This window comes from Sphingobacterium bovistauri (assembly GCF_020295405.1).
Lineage (GTDB): Bacteria > Bacteroidota > Bacteroidia > Sphingobacteriales > Sphingobacteriaceae > Sphingobacterium > Sphingobacterium bovistauri.
In genome coordinates, this window is the sequence record NZ_JADEYP010000001.1 from 187,066 (window position 1) to 203,996 (window position 16,931).

15 protein-coding genes are annotated in these 16,931 nt (G+C 34.3%); 5 read left to right on the plus strand and 10 right to left on the minus strand.

Features of this window, described 5'->3' with window-relative positions:
- Window position 1: 1 nt before the first annotated feature.
- The 3 genes from IPZ78_RS00790 to IPZ78_RS00800 all read right to left on the minus strand — a co-directional run bounded on the left by IPZ78_RS00790 (window position 2) and on the right by IPZ78_RS00800 (window position 2,682).
- The gene (locus tag IPZ78_RS00790; protein WP_225551014.1) at window positions 2-763 is read right to left on the minus strand and encodes a TIGR03915 family putative DNA repair protein; all 762 of its coding nucleotides are present in this window, start codon (window positions 761-763) and stop codon (window positions 2-4) included.
- On the minus strand, window positions 763-2,019 hold the full coding sequence (locus IPZ78_RS00795) for a putative DNA modification/repair radical SAM protein (protein WP_225551015.1): 1,257 nt from the start codon (window positions 2,017-2,019) through the stop codon (window positions 763-765). Before IPZ78_RS00795 ends, IPZ78_RS00790 begins: the two co-directional genes overlap by 1 nt.
- A 123-nt stretch (window positions 2,020-2,142) precedes the next feature.
- Window positions 2,143-2,682 carry a helix-turn-helix domain-containing protein gene (locus tag IPZ78_RS00800; RefSeq protein ID WP_225551016.1) on the minus strand — a complete coding sequence of 180 codons (540 nt, stop codon included), beginning with the start codon at window positions 2,680-2,682 and terminating at the stop codon, window positions 2,143-2,145.
- Between the two features lie 128 nt (window positions 2,683-2,810).
- Between IPZ78_RS00800 and IPZ78_RS00805 the strand changes: the two genes are divergently transcribed.
- Complete coding sequence (locus tag IPZ78_RS00805) at window positions 2,811-3,374, plus strand: GNAT family N-acetyltransferase (RefSeq protein WP_225551017.1); 564 nt, start codon at window positions 2,811-2,813, stop codon at window positions 3,372-3,374.
- Window positions 3,375-3,381: 7 nt separating this feature from the next.
- On the opposite strand, the gene pdeM is transcribed toward IPZ78_RS00805, so the two are convergent.
- The 5 genes from pdeM to IPZ78_RS00830 form a co-directional block, all read right to left on the minus strand.
- Window positions 3,382-4,029: a ligase-associated DNA damage response endonuclease PdeM gene (gene pdeM / locus IPZ78_RS00810; RefSeq protein ID WP_225551018.1), complete on the minus strand. Its 648-nt coding sequence runs from the start codon at window positions 4,027-4,029 to the stop codon at window positions 3,382-3,384.
- Window positions 4,026-6,485 carry a ligase-associated DNA damage response DEXH box helicase gene (locus IPZ78_RS00815; protein WP_225551019.1) on the minus strand — a complete coding sequence of 820 codons (2,460 nt, stop codon included), beginning with the start codon at window positions 6,483-6,485 and terminating at the stop codon, window positions 4,026-4,028. Before IPZ78_RS00815 ends, pdeM begins: the two co-directional genes overlap by 4 nt.
- 24 nt (window positions 6,486-6,509) lie before the next feature.
- Entirely contained in the window at window positions 6,510-8,090 is a 1,581-nt protein-coding gene (locus IPZ78_RS00820) for an ATP-dependent DNA ligase (protein ID WP_225551020.1), read from the minus strand.
- Window positions 8,087-9,109 carry a ligase-associated DNA damage response exonuclease gene (locus IPZ78_RS00825; RefSeq protein ID WP_225551021.1) on the minus strand — a complete coding sequence of 341 codons (1,023 nt, stop codon included), beginning with the start codon at window positions 9,107-9,109 and terminating at the stop codon, window positions 8,087-8,089. Before IPZ78_RS00825 ends, IPZ78_RS00820 begins: the two co-directional genes overlap by 4 nt.
- Before the next feature lie 96 nt (window positions 9,110-9,205).
- A complete protein-coding gene (locus tag IPZ78_RS00830) occupies window positions 9,206-10,798 on the minus strand; it encodes a M60 family metallopeptidase (protein WP_225551022.1) in 1,593 nt (530 codons plus the stop codon).
- 329 nt (window positions 10,799-11,127) lie between these two features.
- Here IPZ78_RS00830 and hisG point away from each other — a divergent pair, with 329 nt between their 5' ends.
- Complete coding sequence (gene hisG / locus IPZ78_RS00835) at window positions 11,128-11,979, plus strand: ATP phosphoribosyltransferase (RefSeq protein WP_225551023.1); 852 nt, start codon at window positions 11,128-11,130, stop codon at window positions 11,977-11,979.
- Entirely contained in the window at window positions 11,979-13,265 is a 1,287-nt protein-coding gene (hisD, locus tag IPZ78_RS00840; RefSeq protein ID WP_225551024.1) for a histidinol dehydrogenase, read from the plus strand. Before hisG ends, hisD begins: the two co-directional genes overlap by 1 nt.
- 119 nt (window positions 13,266-13,384) lie before the next feature.
- On the opposite strand, the gene IPZ78_RS00845 is transcribed toward hisD, so the two are convergent.
- Window positions 13,385-14,170 carry a patatin-like phospholipase family protein gene (locus IPZ78_RS00845; protein ID WP_225551025.1) on the minus strand — a complete coding sequence of 262 codons (786 nt, stop codon included), beginning with the start codon at window positions 14,168-14,170 and terminating at the stop codon, window positions 13,385-13,387.
- A gap of 183 nt (window positions 14,171-14,353) precedes the next feature.
- Here IPZ78_RS00845 and IPZ78_RS00850 point away from each other — a divergent pair, with 183 nt between their 5' ends.
- Both IPZ78_RS00850 and IPZ78_RS00855 read left to right on the plus strand, forming a co-directional pair.
- A complete protein-coding gene (locus IPZ78_RS00850; RefSeq protein WP_225551026.1) occupies window positions 14,354-14,953 on the plus strand; it encodes a TetR/AcrR family transcriptional regulator in 600 nt (199 codons plus the stop codon).
- A 1-nt stretch (window position 14,954) separates the two neighbouring features.
- Window positions 14,955-15,587, plus strand: coding sequence for a nitroreductase family protein (locus IPZ78_RS00855; protein ID WP_225551027.1), 633 nt, complete (start codon window positions 14,955-14,957; stop codon window positions 15,585-15,587).
- A 51-nt stretch (window positions 15,588-15,638) separates the two neighbouring features.
- Here IPZ78_RS00855 and IPZ78_RS00860 read toward each other — a convergent pair whose 3' ends face one another.
- On the minus strand, window positions 15,639-16,889 hold the full coding sequence (locus tag IPZ78_RS00860) for a thioredoxin family protein (protein ID WP_225551028.1): 1,251 nt from the start codon (window positions 16,887-16,889) through the stop codon (window positions 15,639-15,641).
- Between the last annotated feature and the right edge of the window lie 42 nt (window positions 16,890-16,931).

Genomic DNA, 16,931 nt, shown 5'->3' on the forward strand with positions numbered 1-16,931 from the left:
ATTAGTTTTTTTCTGGTAAATATTTCCAATACCTACGAGGCACATGCTTCAGGTGGAGTTTCAGATTTCTTCGAGCCTCAATATTAGTACTTTTAAAATATTGTTGCCATAAATTTTTATAATATTCTTCCTGGTCATCCAATGAAACTAAAGTCGAAGTGTGCATCACATCTCCGATTTCACCAGCATTCAATTCCACTTCAATAAGATTTACTTTATCCCAATAAATTCCATAATTCCTTTTTAAATCATAAATGATCCAAGATTGATCAGTATATCGGTTTTTAAAAAAAGCAGCAATTAATGGCAATACATTAAAGTCTGGTTCTACCACCGCAAAATATAATCCATCTGTAGACTGCTGAAATCGAACAAACGCTTTCATTCTATGCCTTTCACGACTGACTTTGCGCAACGCATCTGAGAATTTCATCACAGCATCATTCCCAAAATTGGAAAGTATATGCTTATTACCTTTAAAGATCTGAACTGCTAAATAATATGCAGCTTGCCACACTGCCGGATGTTCAAACAAAAATGCACGATAAAAATCTTGGGCCATATTTTTACCAACATGTCCTTCCAACCCTCTAATTATTCGTATAGCTTTTTCCTTGCTCGTTGTTATAACTCTATCGTCTGCAAAAATATCAGGAAGATGGAACTCTTTAGTAATAGGTTTAATTGAAAATTCTTTACGTTCAAATGCTTCAAAAACACAGGTCAGCCATCCATAATATGTTCCATCGAAAATATAATACATTAGACAAATAAGCTCATTTGATTTGTAATGCTAGATTTTGCTTTCGAAGCACCATTATGCAAAATTTGTCCACGAACAGAATCCATTGTAGCAAAACCCAATTGTATTGGTGTGTCTGCACAAATCATAAAATGACGTGCACGATTAAAAGCAATCCCCATCTTCTTAATCTGATATTCATGTAGTCTGCCAAATTTACGAGCCTGTACAATTTTTAAAGCTGATCCACGACCAATACCAGGAATACGAATAATCATTTTGTAATCCGCCGTATTAATATCTATAGGAAATAAATGCGGATTACGTAATGCCCAACTTAATTTAGGATCAATTTCTAAATCTAATTCCTTAAAATTAGCATTGAGGATCTCATCCAATTTAAAACCATAAAACCTTAATAACCAATCTGTTTGATACAACCTATTTTCTCGAATTAACGGTGGTTTAGCCCCAATTTGAGGCAATAATGAATTGTCATTTTGAATCGGAATATAACCACTATAATATACTCTTTTGAGATTATAATCTTTATAAAACTTATCAGCTACAGACATGATCTCGAAATCATTTTCAGGCGTGGCACCAATCACCATTTGCGTACTCTGACCAGCAGGTACAAATGTCGGTTTATGCTTTATCAATTTTGATTCTTGTTTATACGCTTGAATTTCCTGATTTATGAAATTTAATGGCTTTTTCACTGATTCATGATCTTTTTCAGGCGCCATTAATTTTAACCCCATTTCGGTCGGCATTTCTAAATTTATACTCATACGATCCACATACAATCCTGCTTCACGAATCATCTCATCACTTGCTCCAGGAATAGTTTTTAGATGTATATATCCATTATATCTTTCCTCTAGTCGCAGTTTTTTAACAATTTTCAAAAGACGCTCCATCGTATAATCTGCACTTTTAAAAATTCCCGAACTCAAGAATAAGCCCTCTATATAATTTCTTCTATAAAAGTTCATCGTCAGTTTTACAACTTCCTCTACAGTAAAAGCTGCACGTTGTACATCATTACTTTTGCGACTGACACAAAACGCACAATCATAAATACAATGATTTGTTAAAAGGATTTTCAATAAAGAAACACAACGACCATCTTCAGTGTATGAATGACATATACCTGAGGAAGAAGCATCTCCTATCCCACCTATATTTTTGCGCTTACTTCCACTTGAACTACAACTAACGTCGTATTTAGCTGCATCTGCTAAAATTTTGAGCTTTTCTTCTAACCGATCCATTTTTTTGTGTAATTTACACAAAAATACTAAAAATATTAGTATATCATATTTATAATATTAGATTATAAATATGATGATATACATTAGATATTCAGTGACTAGATAGATAATGTCCTTTAGGGATTAAGTTATAACATGAAGTTTACGAAATTCTTTGGGTGTAATTCCAATATATTGTTTGAATTGACTAGCAAAATGCTGAGGACTACTATATCCTAATTGATAAGCGACTGTGCTAATATCCCTATTACTATACTTCAGCAATTCTTTTGCTTTATCAATACGTAATTCTATAAAATATTTTTCTATAGTTTTGTTTTCTGTTTTGGAGAATATATCACTCAAATAACTGTAATCATAGGATATATGCTGTGTAATAAAATGAGACATCTTAATATTATCACCATTTTGAAGATTATTTAGATGATTGATCAAAGTAGCCTTTATAGACTCTATTATTTTTTCAACTTTAGCCTCTACGATTTCAAATCCTACCTTTACCAAATCAAATTTTAATTCGTCTAGTTGATGACTAGAAATTTGTTCAATGAAATTGATATAACCCATCGAGATTTCATAATCATGAATATTGTGCTTTTGTAATATATCTCCTATCACAATCACACATCTATCACAAACCATATTGGAGATTACGATCTTCATAATTTATTTTATTGAATTCCTTATTGATCAAATATATTAATTTAAACAACCAATAAAAGAATAATTCAATTGTTAGATTTTTTGAGTTGAATTATGTTTTGCTAGTTAAATATATTCTATATTTATGTATGGCTACACCAATTGAATTACATATATCTGAGGAGATAACATTAAGGCAGATTCAGATTACAGATGCACAAGAATTATTCTCTATAATAGATAATGAGCGCTCATTGTTATCAAAATGGCTTCCATTTGTTACTCTCACCAAAGAGCTTAATGATACAGAAGCATATATTAATTCTTTAGAGGATTCAACTGAACATTTATTTGAATATGTATTTTCAATCCGAGAAAATAACAAGCTAATTGGAATGATAGGTTTTGTACGCTCAGATGTAAACAATCACAAAACCGAAATTGGCTATTGGCTCTCACAGCAGTACCAAAACAAGGGTATCATGACGAAAAGTGTTGCAGCGGTATGCAAATTTGCTTTTGAAGAATTAGCTATGAATCGAATTCAAATAAAATGTGCAATAGGCAATACAAAAAGTAGTAATATTCCCAAAAGATTGAATTTTACTTATGAAGGCATTGAGCGTAATGGAGAATTGCATGCAAATGGAGTTTATCATGATTTGGAAATTTATAGTTTATTAAGAAGAGAATATAATATTACTTCTAACTAAGGCTTCCTTATTTCACTACAATAATACCTGTATCCAAAACAGCATAGTTTACAGCTTTCTCAAATACTTGTTTGGTATCCAATCCCGTGAATTGACTAAAGGCTGGTAAAATAATCATATCCTCAGATACGACATATGCAGGAAGCCTAAAATACTTATTGGTAGGCAATTTTACTGTCACGCCAGGATGTATGTGTCCTGAAATCTGAAATTTAGCAGATTTATCAGGTTCATGCACAAAAGTAATTCCTTCTATATGCAATTCATCACAAACGGAGCGAAATCCCAAGTCCAATATTTTACGATCCGCGATGCGGTCATGATTCCCTTTGATCAAAACAAATTCAATAGTTTGGAACTTATATAAGAAATTCTTAAAATCCAGGACTTCCCCATTGGCATTGGCATGGATTAAATCTCCAACAACTATAACCTTGTACACCGTATAATGATTCAATAAAATTTCCAAAATATCCAAATCCTTCTGATGAATTTTCGATGGAATAGGAATACCGTTGCGACGGAAATGCGCTGCTTTACCCAAATGCACATCGGATAAGATTAATGTCCTTTGTGCAGGCCAATAAATTGCTTTTTTGTTTGTGAGAATTAATTTATGTGTTGCCCAAGTAATTTCTTGTTCGTGTATGATCATCTTCGCTTCCTATTTAAACGATTGCTCTGCTCTTGCATACGCTGAATTCGTGCGCCCAAATCTTCACTGGATAACGATTGACGCAGACTATCCACCTTAATCGGAAAACTCAACGGTGTGAAGCTATCTGCAAATTTATAAATGATTGCTGAAGAATTAATACGCTCAAAAGCTCGCATTAATCGAGGCTCTTCCAGTTGTTGGTTAAAAACTTCTGTATAGGCCTGTCTAAGTAATAAATTATTGGGTTCATGTTCTTCTAAAACTTGAAAAATAATTCCAGAAGAAGCTTGTAGAGATTTATTGTTTTGCTGCTTACCATAGATGTTTTGAATCACATAACCACCGATTACCGCTATATCACGAAACTTACGCTTTGCCATCTCTGCTGCATTGATACTCGCAGTGACATCTTTCATAAGATCTTCTTTTCGAAGAATATGTCTTAATTGTTCATCGTTCAACACAATTTCTTTATCAGAAAAAAGTTCAAAACCGTAATCATTCATAGCCATCGAAAAGCTTATAGGGTATAATTGACTAATACGATAAGCCATCAAGCTAGACATCACTTCATGGACCAACCGTCCTTCAAAAGGATACATAAACAAATGATAACCTTCACGCGTCTTTATCAATTCGACCAGAAATTCATTTTCAGAAGGAATATGTGATTTATCTTCTTGACTATTAACTAAAGGATGTAAAAACTTTAATTCAGCTTCACGAGTTGATGGCTTTTTGGCATCAGCCAACTTCTTACGTAATAAAGCTCCTAAATTAGAACTTAATGGCAATCGACCTCCTAACCAACTGGGCGTAATCGCCTTGCCTTGAGATGCGCGAACATAAGCTGTCATCTCTTTCATACGAATGAGTTCCAACACACGTCCAGCCAAGATAAATTTATCTCCTTGTTTGAGCTTGGTGATAAAATATTCCTCGACCATACCAACATATCCACCACCAAGAAATTTGACTTTGACCATAGCATCGGATACTATTACACCAATATTCATACGATGCAACATACCAATACGTCTTTTCTCAACCACATAATACCCCTCCTCGTTTTTCACTACCTTGTGAAATTCTTCATAATTCTTACCAATTTTACCTCCTATGGTAATGAATGAAATACACCAATCCCATTCTTCGGCAGTAATCCATTGAAATGAAAAAGATGACTTTACAATTTCATACATTTCCTCCTTTACAAATCCTCCACCCAAAGCTATGGTCACGAGGAATTGAACTAATACATCATAACATAAAACGATTGGCTCCCTATCTTCAATTAATCCAGTTTTAACCGCCTCTTTCAGTGCGGAGACTTCTATTAATTCAAGTGAGTGAGTAGGAACAAAATAGATTTTTGACACTTCAAATGGAGAGTGCCCACTTCTACCTGCGCGTTGGATAAACCGCGCAACTCCCTTGCTAGAACCAATTTGCACAACCGTATCTACAGGTTTGAAATCTACACCCAAATCCAAAGAAGAAGTCGACACCACAGCTTTAAGTCTACCCTCACTCAATGCTTCCTCTATCCAAGTGCGGATATGAATATCGATTGAGCCATGATGTAATGCCAGTTGCCCCGCAAAATCTGGATAAGCATCCAACAGAATTTGGTACCAATATTCACTTTGACTTCGAGTATTGGTAAACACAATGGTAGATTTACTTTCTAAAATAATAGGAACGACTTGTTCAACTAATTTACCACCCAAATGTCCTGCCCATGGTAATACTTCAACTTCTGGTGGAAATACCGACACTATTTCAATTAGTTTCTTTTCCTTAGCAACAATCTTCACTTTATTCCCACTATACGGAATCAAGACATGCATAGCTTCATCAAGATTCCCTATAGTAGCCGTAATACCCCATATCATTAATTTAGGCTGTTGACATTTCAAATAAGCTATCGCGAGCTCTACCATTACCCCGCGTTTACTACTCAATAGTTCGTGCCATTCATCTATAACTACTGCCTTTAGATTTGTAAAAAACTTATCTCTTCCTTTTTGAGCTAAAAGTAAATGCCAGCTTTCTGGAGTGAGTAATAAAATATCGGGCATTTGCTTACTTTGCCGTTGTTTGATTTTCACATCCGTATCACCATTTCGCACTTCAACCACCCAGTCTAAGCCTATCTGATCTACAACCTCTTGCATAGCACGAGCTAAATCTTTTGCTAAAGACCGTATGGGTGTAATCCAGACCGCTTTCAAACCTTTTTTATATGAATCAGGGTGATTCATAAAATCAATCAAAATACCTAAAAAAACAGAATATGTCTTCCCAAATCCAGTAGGTGCAACAACCATCCCACTATACCCTGCATTTATCTTTTCCCAACTTTTCCTTTGGAAAGAAAAAGGTGTCCTATCATATTCGTTAAGCCACGATACAATATGTAAATAACCCAATGATTGTTCGAACTTATTCAAATCAAATAATTTATTCTTATGAAGTTAATGAATTAATTTTTTCACAGATTCTAAATCGTCTATCTCTGCCACAGTCTTATCTTTGCGCCAGCGTAATATACGAGGAAATCGTAATGCCACTCCTGCTTTGTGCCGTGTACTCCAACCAATACCTTCAAAAGCAATTTCAAACACCAGCTCAGGTTTTACGGTACGCACCGGGCCAAATTTTTCAACAGCATTCTTATTTACAAAACGACTTACCTCTTGGATTTCCTTATCTGTCAACCCTGAATAAGCTTTTGCAATAGTGACTAAATTTTCATTATCACGCACAGCAAATGTATAATCTGTATATTGACTACTCCTTCTTCCTGAACCTTTTTGTGCATAAATTAATACAGCATCAATAGTCAAAGGGGCTATTTTCCATTTCCACCAATCGCCCTTTTTACGACCGACATGATAAACCGAATCTTTATGTTTTAGCATCAACCCTTCACTATTAATTTCTCGAGCTCTTTCTCGAATATAACTCAATTCAACTAAACTTTCACTTTTAACAATAGTTGATAATTTAATACTAATCAATTGTTTATTTACAAAATAAGACTCCAACATCTTTCTTCTATACGACATAGACTCATTACGTAAATCTTTATTATTATGCTCCAGAATATCATAAACATACATTCCTACAGGCACTTCTTCTAAGATCTTTTTTGATAGAACTTTACGATTAAGTCTCTTCTGCAACGCTGTAAAATTGAGAATTTCCCCATTGGCTATCGCTAATATCTCTCCATCTAATACAAAATCACCCTCCCACTTTCGAACCTCGTTTACAATCTCTGGAAACTGATCTGTAATGAGTTCTTCTCCTCTTGACCATATAAATATCTCGTCATTTCTTTTGATAACCTGACCTCTAATACCATCCCATTTGTATTCTATCTGCCATTTGCTCAAATCGGATAAGGTTTCCTCAATATTTTCAATTGGATAAGCCAAACAGAATGGATAAGGTTTTGACAAGTTACTATCCACATATTCACCATGAACCAACTCTTCAAAATTAGAATTCTGAACTGTCCATTCCCCCATAATACTATGTGAAACTATACTAGCATCAAGATTATAATAACTTGAAATAGCATTAACTAATCCTTTTGTAGACAGGCCTAAACGAAAACTTCCTCCTAATAACTTATTGAAGATAAAACGTTCCTGATGAGGTAAACTTCCCCAAACCTTTAGGATAAATTGCTTTTTCTCATATTCATCGTAGAATGGTAACTGATTTATTTTATCCATCCATTCAGAAAGAGAATATTCCATATACCCCTTAGGATCAGGCAGCAGTAAGGAAATCGTTTCGCCCAAGTCACCTACAGAAGAATAGGATTCTAAAAACAACCATTCGGGAATTTTTGTAATCTCTTTAGCCCATTCTCGTAATAAAGTAGTAGATACAGCACGTTTGGGTCGTCGCCCACTAAACAAAGCTAAAAACCACAATTTATCTTTATCTTCTGCTTCGCGGAAAAAGTGATGTACAGCCTCCAACTTTTGGTTGGTTTTGTTGGTGCTATCTAGAGCATGTACTAATTTTGCGAAAGCTCTCATACCACATTCCCTTCCACTTTAGCGGATACTATCTCATCGTCCTCTTCTCCAAATTCCGTTTTCACTTCTTCAGAAGCAATACCTATTTCATTTAAATATTTTGAAAAAACGGCTGTTTGACCATGTGTAACATATACTTTTTCAGCCTCCGACAACTTAATTGCAGTCAATAAATCGTTCCAATCCGCATGGTCACTGATTGCAAAGCCTGCGTCAGCACTGCGCCAACGACGTGCCCCACGCACTGTCATCCAACCCGAACATATCGCATAAGCCATATTGGGAATTTTACGTATTGCATTAGAATCAACTAAAGCAGGAGGAACAATTACAATCCCCTGATTAACATGCTTTACATCTTCTCTAAAATCCAAGACCTCATATTTTGGCAACTTTATACCTACGCTTTCATACGCTTGATTCAATTTATGGATGGAATAATGAACGTATAACGGCCCTGTATCTTCTACCGCTTTCATTATCCGCTGTGCTTTTCCTAATGAATACCCTACAAACACCGATGTTTTGTGATACGATTGATTGTGTACTACCCAATTTGCTAACTCTTCATTTTGTCTTTCTACCGATTTCCATTGATAGATTGGTAAACCAAAAGTGCTTTCCGAAACATATTCATGGCATTTTACAGGATCAAAAGGTGTAGAAAGACCATCATTTTGCAATTTATAATCTCCTGAAATCACAACAATCCTTCCCTTATATTCTAAACGAATCTGAGCTGAACCAATAATATGTCCTGCTGGATGAAATGATACTTGGACATCATTAACCTTTATGTTTTCATCATAACTAATTCCCTGAACCTGAATATCAGGACTTATACGACTTCGGAGAATGGGCACCGTGAAGTGATGACACAAATACTTTTTCATACCCCAACGTGCGTGATCTGCGTGACCATGTGTGATTAATGCTATATCAACAGGTAGCCATGGATCAATAAAAAACTTACCTGGTACACAGTAAATTCCTTCTGGTCGAAATTGAATTAATCGCATACCTTACTAACCCAAAACACTACTTGTTTGTTTTGAAGTATGCTGTAATTAACTTATAAAAAAAACACCCAGTCTTAACAGAACTGGGTGTTTTTTTTAATCTCTTAAAGTACTTATATCTATTGTTGGTTTTGGAAGTTTCAATGTCTTTATTTCTGCGAGACACTTATCTACCATTTCTTGCGTCATAGTATACGTGTATTTTCCATAATCATCATATTCCAATTTTCCGACATAGAAAAAGCCATATTTAGCGAAAAAATCTGTTAAATCAACTTTTGCAACTTCACAAGCTGTTTTTACAAAGTTTAATTGATGAACTGCTGGGTTTCTTTCGCCTCTTCGTCTATCCGAAGCCCAATCACCAGTTCTTGATGTGCCCCTAGCTGCTTCTTGCTTTCTGAATGCTTCAAATAAATCAGGATAAAAATCAGGATTATTACCAGCTCCTTCAAAATATAATTGCAATTGCCAAAAAATTACTAATCGATTAAATACGTCTTCATCTGCTAAATAAGAAATACCTTTTTCGATAATATCCTTACGTGCTTTATCATAGTTCTTTTGTTCTGAAATACGTGTTTTATTCCCGAAAGAACGTGTCACATACAATGAAAACAGGTTGTTACTTACTTCACCTAAACCACCCCAATTGAACATTGGACGTGTCTGATGTACGTGTCCAACTTCATGGCTGAATCCCCAACAAGGATCACCTTTGATAACCACATCAGGATTCACAACCATACGCATCGCATAGCCAACCTTATCTCCCATATAAGCAACACCATCACCGTCTCTAAACATGTAATAATTGAAATTTACACGAGACAAGATTCTATTTTGAGGTACTTTATTGTATTTAACTAACCCCATCAAACGATGTTGTCTATATACTAAAGAATCATAATTAGAAATCAATTCTACACCTCTACCATATGCATATTTTTTTAATGACTCTACAGGATAAGCAGTTTGAATGTGTTTGCCTTTCGCGTCCAAAATAGGATAAACTGCATTATCGATGAAAGCATTCCAGTCCGAATCTTTATGTTTCGTGATATCAAAATAGCCATTTTCTATACCTGTGATAAAGTGAACAGAGATAGGATTTTCCTTTTCTGGTGTCTCAGAGAAATAAGCAATATAAGCTAAACTTCCATACTTACTTAAATTGATGACATTTACGCCATTTTTTAATGAAAATTCTTGTTTATGCAATCCCCAACCGTTTGGATCTTCCGTCGGCTTACTTGGATCGGGTGCTTTACGTAACCAATTTGGAATATATAATTTTACTTCTTTACCTTCAGCGATCCCCTCAACCAATACAACATGTGATCCTTGCTCTAAGTATACACCAGTAACATTTTCGTATTTACTATAACCGTCGCCAATACTAAGATCACGACCTAAAGTCCTAGGGTTTAAAATAGCGTTGTATTTAGCATATGTATAAGTAGGTTTATACTTTTTAGCCAAAATCGCCGTTGCTACCTCTTTGATCGCTGGGTTCACAATTTCATTAATAGACTTTTTGTTTACATTTTTCTTTAACCTAAGGCCAAGTACATCGTCAAACACAGCTAAATCTGTCTTAAATTTAGCTAAATCAGCTTGAGTTTGTGCACAGATACTTGAGGTACCTAGAAAAGCAATTACAAAAGATAGAATTAATAACTTTTTCATTTAAATAGTTTTATAATATGCATCTAAAATAGCTTTATTAGCATAAACTATGAAGTAACGAAACTAGCACAAATCCGAAATCCTATTTTAATCAATTAATCAACCGTTTGATTAATTTGCAATAAAAATCAAAAAGGTTTGCAAAAACTATAATAATCGGTTAAATTTGTCCACGTATTATTTGATAAATGACAAAATTCTTCACATATCACTTTCATTCACATCATCGCCATTGCGGCGATATGTAATGTTATGTGTTTCTACGTGAAGCATCCTTTTCCCAATAGTCAGTTTTATTAATAATATTTAAGCACCAAAAACAATTAGTTTTGAAAAATCTAAAAATAGCTATCCAAAAGTCGGGTAGATTAAATGAAAAATCCGTACAGTTACTTAAAAACTGTGGTCTAGACTTCGAAAATTACAAAAGCTCTCTTATAACAACAGTTTCTAACTTTAATCTTGAAATTCTATTCCTACGTGATGACGATATTCCAGGATACGTAGATCAAGGTATAGCAGATTTGGGTATTGTTGGTGAAAATGTAATTGATGAGACACAAGCTGATGTAGAATACTTACAACGTCTAGGATTTGGCAAATGCACCTTAAAATTAGCGATAGCAAAAGACTCTTCTATTAAAGATTTGCAAGATCTAAATGGTAAATCAATTGCTACTTCTTATCCTGTGATTTTAAAATCATTCTTAGATGAATATAAAATCAAGGCAGATATTCAAACAATATCTGGTTCGGTAGAAATCGCGCCTGGATTGGGTTTAAGCGATGCAATATGTGATATTGTCTCTACAGGAGGTACATTAAAAAGTAACGGTTTAAAACCCTTTGCAGATGTACGTCAATCAGAAGCTATCCTTATTGGTCGTAAAGGTTTAGAAGATAACGAAATTTTAGCGGAGCTTTTACAGCGTATTCAATCTGTATTACGTGCGAAAGAAACTAAATATGTGGTATTGAACGTTGAAAAAGCGAACCTGCCTAAAATTACAGAATTATTACATGGTGTAAAAAGCCCTACTGTAGTTCCATTGGCTGAAGAAGGTTGGGTCGCTGTACATACTGTTATATCTGAGGATGATTTCTGGGGTAAAATCAATGTATTAAAATCTGCCGGTGCACAAGGTATCGTCGTAATGCCTATCGAAAAGATTATTTTATAATGTTAAAAACATACACATACGAAAATCTATCTACGGAAGAAATTGAAAAATTGATTCTGCGTAATTCAGACCCTAATCATTCTATTCAATCTACTGTAAATGATATTATTGACGAGGTGCGCATCAATGGCGATACAGCGTTGGTAAATTATGCGGCAAAATTTGACCAAGTACAACTACAGAAGTTGTATTTGGATAAAGCTGAAATTGAAGAATTGGCAATGTCGATAGGACGTGAGCAACAACGTGCTTTAGAAATTGCTTTCCAGAATATACATAAATTTCACAGTTCACAGTTAAAACGTGAACGTGTTGTCGAGACAATGCCTGGTGTGAAGTGTTGGCGCGAAGTACGACCTATCGAAAAAGTAGGCTTATATATCCCCGGTGGTTCAGCAGTACTACCATCAACTCTTTTGATGTTGGGTGTGCCAGCCCGCATCGCTGGATGTAAAGAAATTGTGGTCTGTTCCCCTCCTCAAAAAAATGGTAAGATTAACGGATTTGTAGCTTACTGTTTGATTTTATTAAAGATAGAACGTATTTATTTAGTTGGTGGTGCACAAGCTATCGCAGCGATGGCATTTGGAACTTCAAGTATCCCTAAAGTTGATAAGATATTTGGACCAGGAAATCAATTCGTTACTAAAGCTAAAAGCACTATTCAAAGTTTAACTAATGTAAGCATTGATATGCCTGCTGGCCCATCTGAAGTTTTAGTAATTGCAGACGAAACAGCTAATCCAGCTTTTGTAGCTGCCGACTTATTAGCGCAAGCTGAACATGGCGAAGATAGCCAAGCTGTTTTGGTGGCAACTAATTCAGATTTTGTGATTCAAGTGAACGCTGAATTAGAAGCTCAGATCAGTGCTTTACCTCGTCAAGACATCGCCGCTAAAGCTATTGATAATTCGTACGCTGTAGTAACCAATGATTTGAGACAAGCTATGCAATTTTCAAATAGGTACGCTCCAGAACACTTAATATTAGAAACAGACGCATGGCAAACAATTACATCATTAATTTTTAATGCAGGTTCTGTTTTCTTAGGACATTTGACACCTGAGAGTGCGGGTGATTATGCATCAGGTACAAATCACACATTGCCTACATCCGGTTATGCGCGCTCTTATTCTGGTGTATCTGTTGATTCATTTGTTAAAAAGATAACCTTTCAATCCATTAATGAAGAAGGACTTCAACACATTGGATCAACGGTTGAAATTCTAGCGGAATTAGAAGGCTTACAAGCTCATAAAAATGCGGTTTCAATTAGAATGAAGTAAGAATTTATTTCATAAACTCACTTCCGAAAAGCATTACAAATACTGAAACAATTAAGATATCATTCTAATAGCTGGATAATATCAACTAAGATAAAAAGGGGGAAACTAAGTTTTCTCCCTTACTTTTGGACTAAATGTCCCAAAGTCTTTTCAGCAAATTCATAGCCCTTATCAATTAAAAACTTTGAACGATCAAAATCCCATATGCCAGATATATTATGTGGAATATTAATGACATAGCTCGGTTTGTACAACTCAATGCTTAACTGTGTTAATCTCCTTCGCATAGCTAAATAAGATTCTTGTAGAATACTTATTGCATTTAACTTATCATAGGTTATTGGTGTTAATAATTCTCTATTTCCATCCAAATTGACTGCAATAATTATATTCTCCCTATATTGAACATAATTAATCGGTAAAGGATTTAATACACCACCATCTACCAAAAATCGACCTTCTGAGGTCACTACTGACTTGAATACACCTGGTATCGCTATTGAAGCTCGAATAGCATTATAAACACTGCCTGTACGAAAAACCACATCTTCTTCACTAGTCAAATCTGATGCTACAGCTGTATATTTCAATTTCATATTTTCGATAGGAAGATCCTCGAAAACTTCTTGCATAGTAGAAAGCACACGTTGACCTTTCAAAAAACCATATCTTGGATCAGAAAAATCCATCAATCGAAATACTTCTCTCTTCGTTAACTTTGCCATCCATTCCTCCAATTCAATGTTTTTCCCCTCTACAAACGCAGCACCAACCAAAGAACCTATTGAACAGCCTACCACTTCATTTATCTCAAACCCATTATCAGTCAACCATTTTATAACACCCAATTGTGTCACACCTCTTGCTCCACCACTCCCTAAAACCAAAGAGACTTTTTTTCTCATATATTTTTCAATCAATTATATTTTCTAAAATACCTCAATTTTATGAAAATACCACACGGCATTTCGAAACTATTGATTTGTCAACTGAAAGTCTAATTATATTGATGTATTTTGAATTAAACAATAACAGCGTTACTTTTGTTAACACTGTTAACAAGTTGTTTATTTAACAATAATAACAATATGATATCTCGCAGAGAAAAAGAAATACAAGAATTAAGGCAAGCTATTATTGATCAATCTTGGAAAATCATTCAAGAAGAAGGGTGGCAATCACTATCAATTCGTAAGATTGCAGACGCGATTAATTATAGTGTACCAGTTATATATAAGCATTTCGAAAACAAAGAAGCTATTGTAGAGTATTTTTCTAAAGAAGGTTTTAAAAAACTAGCAGTCAGTCTACATATAGCTCAAATAAATGCACTTAGTAACACTGAACAAGTTGAAGAAATTGCATTGGCATATTGGAAATTTGCATCCGAGAATACGCAGTATTACAGAATTATGTTTGGATTAGGTATACCTGCTTGTGAGACTATAAATAGTAACGATGAAATGAAGGCTAGCTCCAGTTTGATGCTTGATGCAATCAACAATGTTTTGAAACAGTATGAAAACGAACAGGTAGACAGGCACCTTAAATTAAAAACATTTTGGTCCATGCTTCATGGCTTTATTGCTATTGATTTATTATCAAATCACGAAATCACACAATCACCACCTCCGACAGTTATTGATGCGGTAGATGGTTTTATATATACATTAAAAAAAAAGAAGTAAAATGAGTTTATTACAAGATTTAGAATGGAGATATGCAACTAAGAAGATGAATGGTCAAAAAGTTGCACAAGAGAAGGTAGATTATATCATCGAAGCAACACGACTTGCTCCTACATCATCTGGCTTACAACCTTTTAAAGTCATCCAAATCACAGACGCTGATTTAAAAGCAAAAATTCAACCTATAGCTTTTGGTCAATCTCAAATTGTTGATGCTTCTCACCTTTTAGTTTTTGCAGCAAATGACAGTTACACAGAAGAATATTTAAACGAAGTATTTGCATTTAGCGAAAAAGAAAGAAATTTACCTGAAGGATACTCAAACGATTATAAAAACATGTTGTGGAATAACTTCTCACAACAGACTAAAGAGCAACATTTCAATCATACAGCACGTCAAGCTTATATTGGATTTGGATTAGCTATTGCTGCAGCTGCTGAACAACGTGTAGACGCGACACCTATGGAAGGCTTTAATAATGAACAACTTGATGAATTATTAGGTTTAGAAAAATTAGGCTTGAAATCAGTAACTATATTAGCATTAGGTTATCGTGACGAGGAAAATGACTGGAATCTAAATTTGAAAAAGGTAAGATTCGGTAAAGAAGACTTTTTGATTAATTTGAATTAATTTTCTATTTATAGCTCCAGCAGATTCTACTGGAGCTTGTTTATTTTCAAACTATTCCCACGTAGGAATCCCTTGTTTCATTTTATCCAAATTAGCACTTAACTCTTCCTTTAAATCTTCAGATGCAGCATTAACAGCTTTCTCTTGCCAAATTAATGCATTTTCCTTGTCACCCAATTTATACAACAAATTAGCATAAGTGTCAAGAAGTGCTGCCTCATTAGGTTCTTTATCAAGAGATAATTTACTCCATTTCAAAGCCGATTTTAAACCCTCTTTGTCAGAGCATTCCTCAAAAAATGTCCAAGCATATTGGTTTAGTTGATTTGCTGAGATGTTTTTATTATTCTCTACTACTTTATCAAATAGTAATACGAATTCTTTCCAATCTTTTTTATTAAGCAGATATTTCAATCTACTTGATTCGAGAGCCTTACTCAAATCAATCTTATCATATTTAACACTTAAGTTTTTAGACAAAGCATCAAAATCGATTTCATCCCCACTGTATAATTGTGGTGTAACTTCACTTTTAATAATTCCAAATGCTAGTAAATCGTTGATTGGAAATTGATATTTTGATAACATAAATTTCTCAAATGGCTCTTTATTATTATAAATATATTCAAACGCCTTATTATTAACACCTCCTTCAGCAATTCGAATAAAGGATAGCATATTCTCTTCTGATAAAAGTTCTTCTTTCGATGATTGTTTGATTATAGTATTTAAAGCCAAATCAATTAGCTCATCTTCCTTATTATCCAAAGCTTTGGGCAAAATTGATTTTGCTAATGCTAAATCACTAGGATTGGCAATAAATTTTTTCTTAACAGTAAGAAATTGATTTTCTGGTAACAACACATTTTTAAATGTTGCAATGAAAGCTTCTGCCTCATTCCCCCCTATTATTTTATCAACCAATTCGCCATCAGGATTAAAAACTAGAAAGGTAGGATATGCAGTGACATTGTATTCTTTAGTAAATCGCTTTGATTCCTGGTACCATGATTTAACATCTTCTGAATCATTCTTGGTCTCATCGAATTGAATTTTAAGATTTACATAATTTTCATTAAAAAAATCACCTACAGATTCTTCAACAAAAACATTTTCTGCCATCCATTTACATGGACCACACCAAGTAGTGAAGCAATCGACAAATATATGCTTATTTTCAGCTTTTGCTTTTGCTTTAACTTGTTCCCAATTCGTATTGTGTTCAAATTTAATTCCCTTCTCTTGAGCAATTGATAGTAATGGAAATATACATATCAATAATAGTGTTTTCAAAATTTTCATGATTTACATTAGTTAATATTATGAACTATAAATTTACAGATA